Annotated in this window: 10 protein-coding genes; 5 read left to right on the top strand and 5 right to left on the bottom strand. The window is 64.9% G+C overall.

Annotated elements, in window-relative coordinates; translation table 11 throughout:
• Positions 1–104: 104 nt before the first annotated feature.
• Complete coding sequence (locus tag ACTIFE_RS20095; protein WP_439530925.1) at positions 105–374, top strand: DUF4214 domain-containing protein; 270 nt, start codon at positions 105–107, stop codon at positions 372–374.
• Between the two features lie 10 nt (positions 375–384).
• On the opposite strand, the gene ACTIFE_RS20090 is transcribed toward ACTIFE_RS20095, so the two are convergent.
• Genes ACTIFE_RS20090 through ACTIFE_RS20080 form a run of 3 tightly spaced genes read right to left on the bottom strand, consistent with a single transcriptional unit; the run spans position 385 to position 4258 of the window.
• On the bottom strand, positions 385–1698 hold the full coding sequence (locus ACTIFE_RS20090) for a glycosyltransferase family 4 protein (protein ID WP_439530924.1): 1314 nt from the start codon (positions 1696–1698) through the stop codon (positions 385–387).
• Positions 1682–3076 carry a capsule biosynthesis protein gene (locus tag ACTIFE_RS20085; protein ID WP_439530923.1) on the bottom strand — a complete coding sequence of 465 codons (1395 nt, stop codon included), beginning with the start codon at positions 3074–3076 and terminating at the stop codon, positions 1682–1684. Before ACTIFE_RS20085 ends, ACTIFE_RS20090 begins: the two co-directional genes overlap by 17 nt.
• A 36-nt stretch (positions 3077–3112) precedes the next feature.
• A complete protein-coding gene (locus ACTIFE_RS20080; protein ID WP_439530922.1) occupies positions 3113–4258 on the bottom strand; it encodes a polysaccharide biosynthesis/export family protein in 1146 nt (381 codons plus the stop codon).
• A gap of 425 nt (positions 4259–4683) precedes the next feature.
• Here ACTIFE_RS20080 and folD point away from each other — a divergent pair, with 425 nt between their 5' ends.
• The 4 genes from folD to ACTIFE_RS20060 all read left to right on the top strand — a co-directional run bounded on the left by folD (position 4684) and on the right by ACTIFE_RS20060 (position 13791).
• Positions 4684–5595: a bifunctional methylenetetrahydrofolate dehydrogenase/methenyltetrahydrofolate cyclohydrolase FolD gene (gene folD, locus ACTIFE_RS20075; RefSeq protein ID WP_439530921.1), complete on the top strand. Its 912-nt coding sequence runs from the start codon at positions 4684–4686 to the stop codon at positions 5593–5595.
• Between the two features lie 338 nt (positions 5596–5933).
• The gene (locus tag ACTIFE_RS20070) at positions 5934–7799 is read left to right on the top strand and encodes an autotransporter assembly complex protein TamA (RefSeq protein ID WP_439530920.1); all 1866 of its coding nucleotides are present in this window, start codon (positions 5934–5936) and stop codon (positions 7797–7799) included.
• A gap of 14 nt (positions 7800–7813) precedes the next feature.
• Complete coding sequence (locus ACTIFE_RS20065; RefSeq protein ID WP_439530919.1) at positions 7814–12160, top strand: translocation/assembly module TamB domain-containing protein; 4347 nt, start codon at positions 7814–7816, stop codon at positions 12158–12160.
• 173 nt (positions 12161–12333) lie between these two features.
• Positions 12334–13791 carry an NAD-dependent succinate-semialdehyde dehydrogenase gene (locus ACTIFE_RS20060; protein ID WP_439530918.1) on the top strand — a complete coding sequence of 486 codons (1458 nt, stop codon included), beginning with the start codon at positions 12334–12336 and terminating at the stop codon, positions 13789–13791.
• Positions 13792–13826: 35 nt separating this feature from the next.
• On the opposite strand, the gene ACTIFE_RS20055 is transcribed toward ACTIFE_RS20060, so the two are convergent.
• Both ACTIFE_RS20055 and ACTIFE_RS20050 read right to left on the bottom strand, forming a co-directional pair.
• Positions 13827–16616: an EAL domain-containing protein gene (locus ACTIFE_RS20055; RefSeq protein ID WP_439530917.1), complete on the bottom strand. Its 2790-nt coding sequence runs from the start codon at positions 16614–16616 to the stop codon at positions 13827–13829.
• 33 nt (positions 16617–16649) lie between these two features.
• Positions 16650–16868, bottom strand: a 219-nt coding sequence (locus tag ACTIFE_RS20050) for a hypothetical protein (protein WP_439530916.1), incomplete at its 5' end; no start/stop codon positions are given.

Here is a 16868-nt window from a genome sequence, read left to right as displayed (position 1 = left end):
TCTTCACCGATGAGGAATGCTACAACTTCTTCAAAGCCGCAGGATATGGAACTAATTAAACGCGACACGCTCTAAAGCATAATGTTCTGCTGATGGACGATGGAATGACGTTGAAACAGATGGCTTCGGCCTTCCTGAATTCGGCCGAGTTCAAGGCGAGATACGGCGACGCACCGAGTGATACGTCGTATGTTACCAGCCTCTACCGCAACATCCTCGGTCGCGATCCTGAAGCAGCTGGGCTTGCAGGCTGGCTGGACAGGCTCTCAAGCGGTCAAATGGACAAGGTTGACGTGTTGATGGGGTTCTCGGAAAGCGCCGAGAACAAGAATGTCGTCGACTGGCAGCTCTGGTACGGGACCTGGCTCGGCTAGGCGAACGGGATCAGCCTTGGGTTTGAGTGAGATACCGGTCCAGCACGCGGAAATGGGCCGGCCAGGTCATGGTCTCGGGTACGCCCGGTTCGATGTCGAGCCGGGCGCCACGGTCGCCGCGCGCCAGGCCCTCGATGGCGCGCATCCAGCCAAGGCCATCGAGCGGGGACAGGAGACGGGCGGCCGGGCCTGCGACCTCGCGGTGGACGGCAATGTCGGAGGCGATGACCGGCGCCCCCAAAGCCTCGGCCTCGACCAGCGGCAGGCTGAAGCCCTCGACATAGGACGGCACCAGCACGGCGGCAGCGCCTTTCATCAGCGCCGCCACTTCCGCGTCGGTCAGGCCGCCGGCCTCATGCACATAGGCCGCCAGCGCCGGGCAGCGGTCAAGATAGTCGACGATGTTCTCGTTTTCCCAGCCCCGTCGCCCAACCAGCACCAGACGCGGAGCGGCTTCGCCGAGACGTTCCACCATGTCCCGCCAGAGCGGCAACAGCAGAAGGTGGTTCTTGCGCGGTTCTATGGTGCCAAGAACGACAAAATACGGCTTGTCCGGCTGCGGCTCGGCCAGCGCGCCGACGGGAGACTGGAACTGGCCCTCGATCCCCAGCAGCGCCACCTCTGTGCGCGGGCTTCGCAGCCCCGCTTCGGCCACATGCGCAAGGAAGACATCCCGCGTATAGGTTGAATTGGTGATCACCAGGTCGGCGTGGGCGGCCACGGTCGCCATGCGGCGGCGATGCAGGTCGTCGTGACCCGGCCGGCAGTATTCGGGGTGGGTGATCGGGATCAGATCGTGGATCAGGAACACGGGCCGGACGCCCGAGCGTTCCAGCCAGCGGGGCAGTGCGGGCGCGGTCAGATTGGCATGGGCAACGTTGATATAGATGCCGCCAGTGATCCTGCCCGGGTTGTTGGACAATGTCCCCGCCACCTGCCCGGCTGCCCGCTTGACCCAGGCAGCCGCGCCCGTCACCGCATCACGCCGCCCCTCTGTCAGGGTTGCCTCCGGCGCGTCCAGCCCCAGGAACCGCAAGGTCCGGCCATAGGCTGCGCTGGGGCCGGTTTCAGTAACGCCCCAGTTGGCGGCCGTGCGATCCCGCAAGTCGAGGCCTGCAGAGCGCGGCAACAGGCGCAAACCGAAATCGCCGGCCTCGACAAAACCGAGATCAATGTCCGTGCGGGCCAGGAGATGATCGAGATAAGCAAATTCGACCCGGTCGATGCCGGTCGGCGAGGCGCGCAAACCGCGCCCCATCAGCCGGGTGATGTCCAGCAGCACGGGCTGGCCCAGCCCTGCGCCCGTCTCAGCCGCGCCAGGCATGGAACCACCTTTCAGTCTTTGTGCCGTCGTTGATCTGTTCGTCGAACGTGGTCGCAATTCCGGCCGCCAGGGCTCCTGCGAGACGAGGCGGGCTGGGCTCGCAGGTGCCCAAGCCGTTCACTGTCCCTCCGGCCAGGCGGCGCGCCATGGCATAGGCCCCGGCCCGGCGCCCCTTCTCGACGTAGAAATTGCCCTTGACCTGGATCGTTGCCGCCAGAAGACGTTCGAGCTGGTCAAGGAGCTCAGCGTCCGGCGGTGTACGATCGGCCCAGAACTGGTCAAGCGGCACCTGGCTGGTCAGGCCGGCGATGTCATAGAGCGCAATGCCCAGGACCTTGGTGGGACAGCCCACGCGCAGGGCGTGAATGCCAGTGGTGCTGTTGATCATCAGCGCGCCCTTGGCGTGTTCCAGCAGCCGGTTCAGGTTGCCACCGTCGATCACATAGACGCGCTTGCGAACGCCGTAGCGGCGCGCAATCTGCTTCAGGAGCTTCGGCCAGGGCTCGATGCCATTGTCGAGCGGGTGGATCTTGAACACCAGTCGGGCCGACACCGGCGCCGACTTGGCAAAGGACCGGATCACCTCTTCCGCCGCCTCGCCGATATGGCTGAAGGGCGAATTATAGCGCAGCTGGTAGTCGCTCTGGATCTGCAGCGGGAAGACGTAATAGGGGATGCCGCTGCCAATCACATCGTCGATCAGATGCTCGGCGACGCCGTTGCGCCAGCTCGACTGCAGAAGACGCGGAATAAACCGCAAATACTCAGCAAGGGGATGATAGAAACGATCACGGATGTAGCGCGGGAACGTACACCAGGCCAGGAAGACATTGGCGAGGTTATAGGCCACCTCGTGATAGGCCTCGAGCCAGAACGGATGCGTGTAGAGCGGACGCCGGTCGATGGGCGGCAGATCCCGGGCCAGTGTCCGGATCCGGTCCGGATCTTGCGGAAACCGCGAATGCGCCGCCATGCCGTCGCGCTCCAGCGTGATCCAGTCCGGGCGCAGGTAGCCGAACTCATAAGTGCTGGCCGTCAAGCCAAGCTCGGCTGCCACTTCGGCGGCAGCAACGTGATAGGGCACACGGTCGGCATAGTAGACCACATCGGTCACACCGCTGCGGCGCGCGAAGTCGCGGAACCAGTCCCTGAACCCGGCAAGAGTGCCTTGGTAATTGACCGCTCGCCCGTCATGCCAGGCGAGCCAGTCGCCCGGACACAGGTTGATGCGAAGCGTGCGGTGCCCTAACAACTCAAGTTCGTCGGCCACACGGCGGCAGAACACCGAAGGAGGGCCCTGCAGAAAGACGAAAGTCTTCTTGGCATCGCCGGAGGGGTCTGGTCCACCCATGCCCTGCCCTTGCGGCTTTTCCGCCATGGCGCCGTCCTTGTTCACCCTTCGAACAAGAAGGAATTACTTGTTCATGATCGCGGCAACGCCGATGGCATTATTTGTCAGAGGCGCAATGATCTGCAGGAACTTGCCGAACTCCGCCGTCGGATGGTTCGCCACGTACAGGATATCCTTGTCACGCATCTCGAAGAAGCGTGCCAGGAAGAACCCGCGCGGATCCTGAAGGCTGAGACGATAGACCACAGGCACTTCGACCTGGCCGGCGAGCTTCTGACCCAGATCCGGACGCAACTGGCGCACCAGTTCGGCTTCCTCGTAGCGGAACAGGAAGATCCCGCCTGCATCGGCGCGGTAGTCATTCAGGCCACCGACCGTTGCCAGGGCCTCGGCCATGGAGACGGACTTGGTGCGGAACGGAACAAGCTGGTTCGCCTTCGTTGCACCGAAGGCAGAGAAGGTGCGCGGGCGATGCGACAAGAGGATGTTGTCGCCAGGAGCCACGAGCACGTTGTTTTCCGGAAAATCGATCAGATGTTCGAGCCGCGTCGTGCCCGAGCGCGTCCCGCGCTTCAGCGTCACGACGGTCTCGTAGGTTGCAGCGCGCGCGCCGCCGGCCTGGGCAACCAGTTCCAGCAGCCGCGTGTCGCGCACCTGCAGCGGATAGACACCCGGCTTGGCTGCATCGCCGACCACGACAGCTGTCGCGCTCATCTTGCCGGACACGACAATGAGGACCTGCGGCTCGATTGCCTTGCCGGCGAGCTTGCCTTCGATGGTCTGGCGCAGTCCCTCGACCGACTGGCCCGCAGCCTGAATGCGGCCCGCGTAGGGAACAAAGATAAAGCCGCTCTCGTCGATGGTCGCCGGAATCAGCGTGCTGTCGTTGCCATTCGAGAACAGGCCCTCACGCGAGGCTTCCCAGATCTTGATCTGCAAGCTATCGCCCACACCAAGGCGGGCGCTGGAGCCGCCGCCGCCGACACCCTTGAACTGGTTCATGAAGGCAAGCGGACGGTAGTTCTTCAGATACTCGATGTTGCCCGGTGCAATGTCGATGACGGCGTAGTTTTCCATGCCGGACGGCACAGCGGACTGATCAGCGGTAATCTGGTCGGACGTGATGCCAATTGCGGAGGGCCCCTCGGAAGGGAGCGCGGCACAGCCTGCTGCAAGCAATACTAAAGACAAAAGCCACAACGACCGCATCGGTTCCCCGCTTACACCATCCTGTCCCGGCATTTCTCCTAGCACCCGGCGCGGGCAAAGTCCAAGCCGGGCTGCTGCTGCGTCTGTGCGGGGACGATACGCTGTGCTTCAATTACAACACCAAATGAAAGGAAAGCGTTAAGGAACTGGTTTCGCTGGGAGATGTTTGAATGAGCACTTGCCGGCTCGATCCTCGCGCCAGTTCCAATGACCCGTCGCAATGCCGGCAAAACAGGGAGAATCAGAGCCTCCGCTTCTCAAAGCGCTGCGACTCGGTGAAAAGAAATGCCGACGCGGGACGCTTTTGGGGAGGAAAATGTCGTGCGCCCCACTTTTCAGGCGGGCGGACGATTCATAATGTGCGCGCAGTTTCAGCACCCGGCCGGTCCTGCCCTTGACCGCGCCAGCCCGGAAAGGCCCCCCCCATGAGCCAGGCAACCCTGATCGACGGCAAGGCGGTAGCCGCCTCCGTCCGCGCCGAAATCACTGCCCGCGCCGCCCGCCTTCTGACCGAGACGGGGCGCCAGCCTGGCCTTGCCGTGGTCCTTGTCGGCGAAGATCCGGCCAGCCAGGTTTATGTCCGCAACAAGGACAAGGCGGCCGCGGCCTGCGGCTTTCATTCGGTCAAGCACACCCTGCCGGCTGATACGTCCGAGACGGACCTGCTGGCCCTTGTCGAGACGCTGAATGCCGATGACGCCATCCACGGCATCCTGGTGCAGCTTCCCCTGCCCCGCCACATCGACGAAAGCAAGGTGCTGCGCCTGATCCGCCCGGAGAAGGATGTCGACGGGTTCCACCCGGTCAATGTCGGGCTGTTGTCCATCGGCGATCGCGAGCGGGCACTGGTCCCCTGCACGCCGGCGGGAAGCCTCGTGCTGCTGAAGCGCACGCTGGGCTCTTCGCTCGCCGGTCTCGATGCGGTTGTCATCGGCCGGTCCAACATCGTCGGAAAGCCGATGGCCCAGTTGCTCCTGTCGGAAAGCTGCACAGTCACCGTCGCCCACAGCCGCACGAAGGACCTGATCGACGTGGTGCGCCGGGCGGATATCGTCGTGGCGGCCGTCGGACGTCCGGAAATGGTGCGCGGCGACTGGATCAAGCCAGGCGCCACGGTCATCGACGTCGGCATCAACCGGGTACCGGACCTGACGCGGGGCGCTGATGCCACGCGACTGGTCGGCGATGTCGCCTTTGCCGAGGCTGCGGTCCACGCCGGAGCCATCACACCCGTCCCGGGCGGCGTTGGACCGATGACGATTGCCATGCTGATGGCAAACACCCTGACCGCCGCGCGCAGGTTGCTGAATGTACCGGCAGAGCCGGATTTGTTCTGACGGTCACCGGCGTCGCAAAGGATCAAGTCAGCGACAAAAGCTTAACTCCTTCGTTACTATGCTGGTGTGAAGACCAGCACCATGCGAGGCGTTCCGGATGACGGGCGCTCCGAATGAGTGTCTTTGCGGGATCGGCTCGCCTTCGCGGGCTGCCCATGCGATAGAAACCCATGACCATGGATCTGCCATGGCCTTTGGGCCCACCCGGCGGCTGCGAGTTGATGCGAGTTCCGTCCGATCAGTCTGGCCCCGCAGCGGCATATTGCCGAGCGGATGGCTCCCTGCCCCGCCCCGTCCGCATCCGGTCGGCCTGGCGGGACAAAGTTGTTTGTGCGGTGATGGCCGTCGGTCTCGCCGCGACGCTGCTGCCCATGCCGGCGTCGGCCTTCGAACTCTTCGGCTACCGCCTGTGGGGTTCGGCGGGTGACGAGGCAAACACGCCGGATGCCTTTCCCTATGTTCCTACGCTTACTCTGTCCGGCGGCGATGAACCGTTGCGGGAGCGGCTGACAGCGGCCTCTCTCCTGATGAGCGAGGCAGAAAAGGCCCCCTCCGGCGAAGCCGGGCTGATTGCCCGTGCGCTCAACGATTTCGACCGGTTGATCGCCCAGCTCTATATCGAGGGCCGCTACGGCGGCACGGTCGACATCCGCGTTGCAGGGCTGCCGCTTCAGTCAGCCCTGCAGCGTGGCAGCCTGCCCGGCCCACGCCCGGTTCCGGTCAGCATCGCCATAACCGCCGGACCGCAATTCAACTTTGGTGATGTGCGCATCGGCGCCGAAGGCTCGGCGGCAAGCCAGCTTGCAACCGACCCCGGCTTCTGGGGGCTTGCCGCCGGCACCACGGCAGATTCGTCCAAGGTGCTGGTCGCCGAGCGCCAGATGCTGTCGCTCCTGCAGGCCCGCGGCTATCCCAAGGCCCGCATCGTCACCCGCGACATCACCGCTGATCATGCCAATGGTCACCTCGACGTGACCCTTGTTGCCAATGCCGGTCAGCAGGCACGATTCGGTCCCGTGACCGTCACCGGCACACAGGTCACCGACCCCGGTTTTGTCGTGGCGCAGGCCATGATCCCTGAAGGATCCGTCTATGACCCGGAGATTCTGGCTGCAGCCCAGAAGCGCCTGAATGATCTCGGCATCTTCGCCAGCGTCAACATGGTCGAGGCCGAGACGATCGGGCCCGACGGCACGCTGCCGATCACCATTGAAGTGTCCGAACGCAAGCGACACGTGCTGGGCGCTGGCGCGACCTGGTCGTCGACGGAGGGCGGCGGGTTCGAGGCCTATTGGCGCCGGCGCAACCTGTTCGGCCAGGGGGAGCTTCTGTCTGTCGAAGGCTCGGTCGGCCGGCTTGGCAATGCATCGCTGAAAGACATGGAATATGCGGCGAAGATCGCCTTCGAGAAGCCCGGTGTGTTCGGGCCGCTGACCAGCTTCAGCACGTCCCTGTCGGCCAAGCAGGAAGCCCCCAACGCCTACACCAGCCGCTCTGTCACCTATGATGCCTATCTGAAGCGCCAGTTCACCGACCAGTTCGCTGGCCGGGCGGGGTTCGAGATCGCCTTCCTCGACGAGAAGGACGCCTATGGCAACAAGACCTATCTGCTGACCGGCCTTCCGGCGGATATGACCTATGACACCCGGGACGACCTTTTGAACCCGTCAAAGGGACTTCTGGTCACGGCCTTTGCAGAGCCGGCCTATGACATCCGCAACGGCAACATGATGCTGTTCACCAAAGGCTCTGTTTCCAGCTATGTGGCCCTGGACGAGGCCAAGCGCTTCATCCTCGCCGGGCGTCTGACGGCGGGCAGCATCGTCGGGCCACAGGTGGATGACATTCCGGCTGGCCGGCGCTTCTTTGCCGGTGGTGGCGGCTCGATCCGGGGCTATGCCTATCGCAACGTCGGCCCGCGTCGCAACGGCGAAGTCACCGGCGGCCGCAGCCTGCTTGAGATGTCAGGCGAAGTCCGAGTGCGGTTGACCGAGACGTTCGGCGCGGTCGCCTTTGTCGATGCGGGCAATGTCTACAAGGCTTCGGTGCCCGACTTCTCGCGCCCCCTCAAGATCGGCATCGGCGCCGGTATTCGTTATTTTACCCCGATCGGCCCCCTGCGCCTCGATGTTGCGGTCCCACTTTCGCCTGAAAAAGGTGATCCTGATTTCGCGATCTACCTTGGCCTCAGCCAGGCCTTCTGAACCGGACCGATTCATTGCGGCGCATCCTGAAAGCCCTGCTTTACACCGCCCTCGGCAGCACGGCGCTGGCCGGACTGGCGCTCGCCCTGGTGCCGACGCCGCTCGGGGAAAGCCTGATCCAGCGATTTGCCAACGATGCGCTGGACTTGCCCGACGGCGGCGCGCGGCTGGAGGGACTGTCGATCTCCTGGTCGGGCAATGCCTCTCTCGCTTCGCTGACCCTGACGGACAGCCAGGGGCCCTATGCCACGGTGTCAGGGATTGCCCTCGAGTGGCAGCCGCTGGCTTTGCTCACCGGGCAAATGCACATCACCGGCCTGGCTGCCGATCTGGTTGACCTGCAGCGCCGGCCGATACCGGCACCGGCCCAGCAGACGACCCCGGCAAATGACGGCCCGCTCCTGCCTATCGCTGCGGTCCGGATCGACAAGCTCGACCTGCCGAAAATCCAGCTTGGCGCGCCGGTGGCCGGCATACCGGTTGCCCTGGCCGCCAAGGCCGAAGGGGCGGCCCAGGCGGTGCCGGAGACCATTTCCGCCCGGCTTGGCATCGCCCGGATCGACGGCACGCCGGGGACCGTTACCGCCGATTTCAGCTTTGCTCCGGGCGCCGGCACGCTGGACTTCAGCGTCAGGGCCAACGAGCCTCGCGGCGGGATCATTGCCCGGCTCGCCGGCATTGACGAGCTTCCCGCGCTGGATCTTGACCTTGCCGGCTCAGGGCCGCTCGCAGACTGGGGTGCCAGGCTGGGGCTTGCCCTCGATGGCCACCCGACCGTCAGCGGCACTGCGCGCCTGACGGCAGCAACCGATACGAAACGCCGCCTGACGATCGACCTCGACGGCGATCTCGCCCCCCTGGTCCCGCCGATTGCCGGCGCCCTGTTTCAGGGGACGACACGACTGGCCGGCACGGCGGACCTCTCCGGAACGTTCCAGCCTCTGGCCGGCAGTTTGAGCATCCAGACCGGAACGCTGCAGGTCTCTGCCTCCGGCAATCTCGATCCGGCCACGCAGGCTCTCACCGGACTGGCGGACGTGACGCTGGCAGCTGGCGGCGATGCCCTGATCGGCATCGAGACTGGCGCTGGCCTGACCACCTTGAAACGACTGACCGCCTCGGCTCGGCTGGACGGCACTCTTGATCGGGCTACCTGGCATGCCAGCGTGGAAACCGATACTCTCGCCGCGCCGGCGGGACAGCTTGCCTCCGCCCGGATGGATGCCACCGGCGTCGGCGCAAGTTTTCGGCCCGGCGCCGTGTCGGTGCCCCTCAGTGCCACCTTGCGCTTTGCCGGCCTGTCGCCGCAGGACCCGCGTCTTGCCTCCTTCGCCGGAGCCAGCGCGGCCGAGTTGGCCGGTCGGCTGACGGTCGAGAACGGCACGCCCGTGCTGCGCCTGGCACGGGGCAGCGCCAGTCTGCCGGTTCTGTCGCTGCAACTTGGCGAGAGCGAAATCAGCCTGGCCCGGACCCGTGTGACGGGCGACCTGCGCCTGCCGGATCTTGCCACTCTCGCCCCGCTCGCCGGCCAGCCGCTGGCGGGCAGCCTGGGGGCCGGCTTCCGCACCGACCTGAACCTCAACGACCCGTCAGGCACGGTTGTCCTGTCGCTCGCCGGCACAGATCTTGCCGCCGGCATCGCCCCCCTCGACAGCCTTCTGGCCGGCAAGACACAGGCGACCGCCAACGTGACGCTCGCCAATGACGGCACGCTGGGTCTGCGTGACCTTGCCCTCACCGCCCCCGGCGCAACCCTGTCCGGCGACGCCGAACTGAAGCGGGGCGATGGGGATGGGCTCGACGGCGACCTCAGGCTCGTCCTGCCCGACCTTGGCAAACTTGACCCGCGCCTTGGCGGAAGCCTCACCGCCGAAGCCGAATTGTCCGGTGCGCTCGCACGCCCTGGGCTCGACCTGACCGCGACCTCACAACGCATTCTGCTGGCGGGAACGCCACTGACCGACCTGTCGCTGGCGGTCGCCGGCGAGGCTGATCCCGCCGCACCGCGCGGGGAACTAAACCTGTCGGCGAGCCTCAATGGTGCTCCGCTGGTGGCCCGCGGTGATCTGTCCAGCCGCGATGGCCGTGCCGAGCTGAGCGGCTTTGAAGCCGCCGTCGGCAGCAACAGGCTGACCGGTACGTTGACCGTCGCGGACCTTGCACGGGCCCTTGAAAGCGTCAGCGGCACCCTGTCACTGAACGCGCCCGACCTGTCCGAACTGTCGCCCCTTGCCCTCACCCCGCTGGCGGGCCGGTTGACCGCACAGGCAACACTCAGCGCCGACGCCAAAGGCCCTCGCATAGCCCTGACGGCAGAGGGATCCGGCCTCGGCCTGCCCGAGGCTGCGGTGGAAAGCCTCAAGGTCGACGCAAACCTCTTTGATCTCCTGGCCGTGCCCCAGGCCACAGGCACTGCCGCAGCATCCGGTATCGTTGCTGGCGGAACGCGGCTGGCCAGTCTCTCCGCCCAGGCGAGCAGCGACGGCAGCCGCACCGATTTCACGCTGGATGCCCGTCTGCCCGGCGCTGCCAGGGACGGGGTAGCCGCAGGTGGAAATCTGACCGCAACACCTTCCGGATTTGATCTTGTCCTGGCAAAGCTTGATGGCAGCTACAGCGGCCTCAAGACGTCGCTCGTGCGACCGGCCCGCCTTTCCTATGCTGGCGCTATCGCCAGGCTCGACGAGATTGCGCTCGCGCTCGGCTCCGGTTCCCTGGTCATCACCGGCACAGCCGGAGAAAGACTGGACCTTTCCGGCACCCTGAAGGCCGTTCCCGTGGCGCTGGCCAATGCGGTCAGTCCCGGTCTCGGCCTTGGCGGCAGTCTGAGTGGTACGGTCAAGGTCACCGGCCCGGCCAGCGCACCAACGGCCGCCTGGCAACTGACCGGCTCCGGTCTGTCCGCTTCTGCACTTGCCAGCAATGGCATTGCCCCGCTTGGCCTTGACAGTCGCGGCACATTCTCCGGCCAGCGCATCGAGCAGACCAGCCGCATTTCCGGCGATGGTGGCCTTTCGCTCAGCGCCAGCGGACCGGTTACGCTCGGCGGCGCCGGCGCCCTGGCACTGGACCTATCCGGCACCGTTCCGCTTTCGGTCGCGCGCCTTGCCCTGACCCGGTCCGGCTTCCGGGGAGAAGGCACGCTTGCCGTATCAGGACGGGTTGGCGGATCGTTTTCGGCCCCCGACTACGCCCTGACGGCCCGCCCGCAAGGCCTCAGTTTCACAGAACTGTCCTCAGGCTTCACCTTGCGCGACATCACCGGCACGCTCGACGTGACCCGCGACCGGATTGTCGTCAACGGCGTCACCGCCGCGATTGCCGCGGGTGGCACAGTCGAGGCCAGCGGCTCCGTCGGCCTGTCGCAAGGCATGCCGGCCGACCTGACAGTCACAGTCGATAACGGTCGCTACAGCGACGGTCGCATCGTCTCGGCCGATCTCGGCGCAGCCCTCAAGATCACCGGGCCGCTGGCAGGAGGCGGGGTCCTGTCCGGTTCCGTCAATATCCAGGACGCCAACATCGCCATTCCGCAATCGCTGCCCGGCGGATTGTCCCCGTTGGCCGTTCGCCATGTCAACGCGCCCAAGCCGGTGCGTGAACAGGTTGCCGAATTGCAACAGGACTTGGGCGAGAGCGGCGGAACGGCCAGCGGCAGCGCGGGTCTTTCCCTGGATGTCACGGTCAATGCCCCCTCACGCATCTTCGTGCGCGGCCGTGGCCTCGACGCCGAACTCGGCGGCTCGCTGCGCATTGTTGGCACCACTTCCGCACCTCAGGCCGTCGGCGGGTTTTCCCTGCGGCGCGGCCAGCTCGACGTCCTCACCCGGCGTCTCGCCTTCTCTCGCGGCATCGCAACCTTCACCGGCTCCCTGACGCCGACACTGGACTTCGTCGCCACCACCAGTGCCAGTTCGACCTCGGTCAGCGTCACCATCAGTGGCAGCGCCGCAGATCCGGTCATCGCCCTGTCCTCTTCCCCGTCCCTGCCTCAGGATGAAATCCTCGCCCAGTTGCTGTTCGACAAGAGCATGACCAGCCTGTCGCCGACGCAGATCGCCCAGTTGGCAGCAGCCGTCTCAACGCTGACCGGGGGCAGCGACCAGGGCCCCCTCGCCCAGCTGCGCAAGTCGCTCGGGCTGGACGCGGTCGATCTCAATGTCGCCGGCCCCGGCGGACCGTCCCTGTCGGTGGGCAAATACATCAATGACAACATTTATCTGGGCGTCGAACAGGGCACCGGCCGCGACTCCTCCAAGGTCAAGGTCGACATCGACCTGTCGCGTAACCTCAAGGCGCGCGGCGAAGTCGGGGCTACCGGCTCGTCAAAGGCCGGCATCTATTTCGAAAAGGAATATTGATGTGCCTTGCCGTGCAGGACGCGCTTTGGCCCGCACGGTCACCGGGAAAGCCTCTTTACCGAACACTCCATAACTGTTTAACATGTTAAATAACTGGCGGCGACATGACGTCCTGCCGGAAACATGCCACACACGTCCGACACGACGGGCAAGACAGACCGGGGGAGACCGACATGGGCCTTGATGCAAACTTGGTGAAGCAGCAGCTGTACATCGATGGAGCCTGGGTTCCGGCCGACAGTGGCCAGACCATCCGCGTCGACAATCCGGCAACGCTTGAGACCATCGGCACCGTTCCGAAAGCCGGGCGCGCCGAAACGCGCCGCGCCATCGAGGCCGCTCACAAGGCGCTTGCCGGCTGGAAGGCCCTGACGGCAGAGGACCGCGCCACGCGCATGCACAAGCTGTGCGATGCGATCATGGCGAACCACGATGCGCTGGCCGAGTTGCTCACCACCGAAATGGGCAAGCCGCTGGCCGAGGCCAAGGGCGAGATCGCGCTGGGCGTGAAGTACATCCGGTTCTTTGCCGAAGAGGGCAAGCGCATCTATGGCGATGTCATTCCCGCCCCCTGGGCCGGCAAGCGCATCCTGGTCACCAAGGAGCCGGTCGGCGTCGTCGGGGCCATCACGCCCTGGAATTTCCCGAACTCGATGATCGCGCGCAAGCTCGGCGCAGCGCTCGGGGCCGGCTGCACCATCGTCATCAAGCCGGCCAGCCAGACGCCCTACTCTGCCCTCGCCTTCGGCGCGATGGCGGACGCAGCGGGTATTCCGGCCGGCGTCATCAACGTGGTCACCGGTTCGGCAGCCGAAATCGCGGCGGAGATGTGCGAACATCCCCTCCTGCGCAAGATCACCTTCACCGGCTCGACCGAAGTCGGCAAGCTGCTCGCCAGCGAGGCGGGCAAGCACATGAAGAAGATCTCGATGGAACTGGGCGGCAACGCGCCCTTCATCGTCTTTGACGACGCCGATCTCGATGCGGCTGTCGCCGGCGCGATGATTTCCAAGTTCCGCAACTCCGGCCAGACCTGCGTCTGCGCCAACCGGCTTTACGTCCAGGCCGGCGTCTATGACGCTTTTGCCGCCAAGCTGAAGGCGGCCGTCGAGGCGCAGCTGAAGGTGGGCGACGGACGCAAGGACGGCATCACCCAGGGTCCGCTGATTGACACCAACGCCATTGCCAAGGTCGAGGAACACATCGCTGATGCGGTTGCCAAGGGTGGCACGGTGCTGACCGGCGGCGCGCGCATCGGCAACGAGGGCAGCTTCTTCCAGCCCACCATCGTTGCGGGCGCCACCGCCGAGATGAAGGTGGCGCGCGAGGAGACCTTCGGTCCGCTGGCCCCGCTGTTCCGCTTCGAGACCGAAGAGGAAGTCATTCGGCTTGCCAATGACACCGAGTATGGCCTGGCCTGCTACTTCTATGCCCAGAACCTCGGCCGGGTGTTCCGCGTCATGGAAGCGCTGGAATACGGGCTTGTCGGCATCAACGAAGGCCTGATCACCACGGAAGTCGCCCCCTTCGGCGGCGTCAAGGACAGCGGCATGGGCCGCGAAGGCTCGAAGTACGGCGTCGATGACTACCTGAGCCTGAAATACGCCTGTATCGGCGGGCTCGGCCTCTGAGGCATCCGATCCCCGATGCGCATCGCCGCGACAGTTCAGGCGGCGGTGCGCATGATTTTCATCACCTGATCGGCGGACATTGGTCGGCCATAAAGAAATCCCTGGCCGAAGTCGCAGCCAAGGGCCCGCACGGCTTCATCCTGCTCCGGCGTTTCGATCCCCTCGGCTATGACTTGGATGTCAAACCCCCGCGCCAGTTCAACCACGCTGCGCACGATGGCCGCGCTGCCTTTGTCCTTGTGAACATTCTGGATGAATGACCGGTCGATCTTGATCTTCGAAAAGGGAAAGCGCGGAATATAGCCGAGCGACGAATAACCGGAACCGAAGTCATCCAGGGCCAGTCCGCAGCCGAGCCGGCAAAGATGCGCAATGCTGGCCGAGACCGCTTCCGCCTGCCCAAGAAACAGCGATTCCACAAGTTCAAGATCGAGCCTCGATGCCGGAAACCCGGATGCCGCAAGGGCGCGCTCGACATCACCGCCGATCGAGCCGCGCTGGACCTGTATCGGCGACACATTGACGGCCAGCCGCAACGGCCGGCCCCATTGCTGCAGGGTCCGGCATGCCTCGGTCAGAACAAAAGCGCCCAATTGCTCGATGAGCCCGCTTTCCTCCGCGATCGGAATGAACTCACCCGGCGAGACCTCGCCAAAGACCGGATGGGTCCAACGCAACAGCGCCTCCACGCCCACCAGCTGGCGACTGACGAGATCGATTTGCGGCTGATAGACGACCTGGAATTCGCCGCGTGAAAGCCCCTCTTCAAGATCGATCTCGAGCAGGCGGCGGCGCGTCAGCGCTTGATCCATCGCGGCATCGAAGCACCGTACGGAGCCCGCTCCCGCCTTCTGCGCCAGGGACAGCGCAGTTCCCGCCTGGCGCAGTACGGCCGCCGCATCGGACGTCTTGCCCGGAGGGATCAAGGCGATGCCGATGCTGGCGCCAACATGCAGCCGGTGCCCCTCCAGCACCACTTCCTGTTCAACCAGGGTCTGCAATTGCTTGCAGAACTCCTCCGGCGGCGCGGCAGCACAGGCAATTGCGAACCGCAGATCACCAACACTGCCGAGGATCTCGCACTCAAGGTGCTGCAGGCGCCGGGCAATGGTGGCACGTACGCCGTCAACCATCGCAAGGCCAAGGGATGCACCGATGATATCAACCCTCTCAAGCCCCAGCACCAGGACCCAACAGCCACCGTCCCGTTCCATTCGCCGTGCCATCCACAGCGTCAGCTCGGTCTCGAAAGCCCGGCGGTCAAGCAGGTCGGTGACTGGGTCATGCGCGGCAAGATAGGCCAATTGTTCTTCGGCATGACGCCGATCGGTCACGTTTCGACAGGTGAGACAGGCAACCTTTTGCGCCTCGCCGCCGTCCTCGGGTGCCAGGTCGGAACAGGTGACGACGAACTCGATGACGCGATTCTCCGCGCTGCCGCTCTCCGGCGGCAGCTGCGTTTCGCTGAGACTGGCGTCCGCCGCAGGCGACGGCTGCGCCAGGGCGCTGCGCACCGCGCGCATGATATCGTTCGGCAGGACCTGTTCGGCCGCCTCGCCGACACGAACATCAGTTCCCAGAATTCCCGCGGCGCTCCGACTTGCAGCGCGAATGATCCCGTCGGCGTCGACGACAATGACGCCATCGAAACTGTCGGCAAACAACTGGTCAAGGACGACCTTGTCATTCTCACGTGCCGTACGCATCATGCGGAAAAGGAACTGCCGGACACCGATCTCACGCAGCAGCACTGACAGCGCAAGCACGAGCAGCGTAACCTGCGCCGGCCCCGTGTCCAGACTGACCGGATGGCGCACCTGTACCAGCAGCGCCCACGCTTCAAGCGCAATGGCCAACACCAGGAACAGAAGAATGCGGCTGCGCCAGTTGACGATGCCGGACAATGTGGCCACCGATGCTGCCAGGAGCACCGCCGCCAGCAGCCAGTAGCCGTAGCCGCCCGAAATCGGCCGCCCCGCCAGGAGGCTTTCTGCAGCGAGGATTTGTACCACGCCGCCGGGCTGGATACCGTGAACGGGAACGACAAAGAGATCCCGCAATTCCTGCGCACTCGCGCCAACAACCACCTTGCGGCCGGCCAGCGACACGTCAAGCGGCGCCTCAGTCAACAATGCCCTGGCCGGCAGGCGCGGGATTCCCGCGGGATCGATCGCAAAGTCGATGCCGAACTTGTCGCCAACCCGTCCGTCTACACCTGCCAGCATGGCTGAAAGGGTCAGGACTGTCTCGCCGTCGACAAGATCCGCAAGGCCCGCCCGCCAGACACGCCCGTCGACTTCGAGCGGTATGCTCACCGAGACCGGCCAGGCATGATCGAGAAAGGCTGGCAAGGGAACATTGCTGTAGCTGCGGGATTCCGGATTCCCAGGATCCTGCAACTGGCGAAAGACAGCCAGATGGACGCGTCCTTCAGCACGCTCCAGAGCCTGCGCCAGCGCCGCGTCCTCCTCCGCGTTTGAGGCCGAACTGAAATCCACGTCGTAGAAGATTTCGGCCGCCCCTTCTGCGCGCAGACGGTCGATGATGCGGGCATGGATGCTGCGAGGCCAAGGCCAGACGCCCACATGCTGCAGGCTGGACGCGTCAATGTCGACGAACACAATCTCGCCGGAGGGGGCCCGATCCAGAACGGAAAACCGGGCCTGCTGGACCGCGCGCTCGATGGGGCGAAGCCAGCCGTTGGCATGCAGGCCAACGGCAATGATGAGGGCAAGACAAGCCGCTATCGCGCAAGTCACAGGCGCTGCAAGGAGACTGCGGTTTGCAGTTCGCTTCCAGCCGGAATTACGGATGCGATTTTTCATGCCAGTTGCTCCCGATGATCATCGGGCTGCGACCTAATTGCGGCCATTGCCATTGCCATTGCCGCCGGCGTTGCCGTTGCCATTACCGCCGGCATTGCCATTGCCATTGCCGCCGGCGTTGCCGTTGCCATTGCCGCCGGCATTGCCATTGCCATTGCCGCCGGCATTGCCATTGCCATTGCCGCCGGCGTTGCCATTGCCGTTGCCGCCGGCGTTGCCGTTGCCATTGCCGCCGGCGTTGCCATTGCCGTT

It is taken from the genome of Pannonibacter sp., from assembly GCF_051860505.1.
GTDB lineage: Bacteria > Pseudomonadota > Alphaproteobacteria > Rhizobiales > Stappiaceae > Pannonibacter.
This window is presented reverse-complemented; position numbering and strand designations above follow the sequence as displayed.

Coding starts and splice junctions, on each gene's coding strand:
- ACTIFE_RS20085 (WP_439530923.1), bottom strand. CDS start 3,076: ATGGCGGAAAAGCCGCAAGGGCAGGGCATGGGTGGACCAGACCCCTCC.
- ACTIFE_RS20090 (WP_439530924.1), bottom strand. CDS start 1,698: ATGCCTGGCGCGGCTGAGACGGGCGCAGGGCTGGGCCAGCCCGTGCTG.
- ACTIFE_RS20060 (WP_439530918.1), top strand. CDS start 12,334: ATGGGCCTTGATGCAAACTTGGTGAAGCAGCAGCTGTACATCGATGGA.
- folD (WP_439530921.1), top strand. CDS start 4,684: ATGAGCCAGGCAACCCTGATCGACGGCAAGGCGGTAGCCGCCTCCGTC.
- ACTIFE_RS20055 (WP_439530917.1), bottom strand. CDS start 16,616: ATGAAAAATCGCATCCGTAATTCCGGCTGGAAGCGAACTGCAAACCGC.
- ACTIFE_RS20095 (WP_439530925.1), top strand. CDS start 105: ATGACGTTGAAACAGATGGCTTCGGCCTTCCTGAATTCGGCCGAGTTC.
- ACTIFE_RS20070 (WP_439530920.1), top strand. CDS start 5,934: ATGGCCGTCGGTCTCGCCGCGACGCTGCTGCCCATGCCGGCGTCGGCC.
- ACTIFE_RS20080 (WP_439530922.1), bottom strand. CDS start 4,258: ATGCGGTCGTTGTGGCTTTTGTCTTTAGTATTGCTTGCAGCAGGCTGT.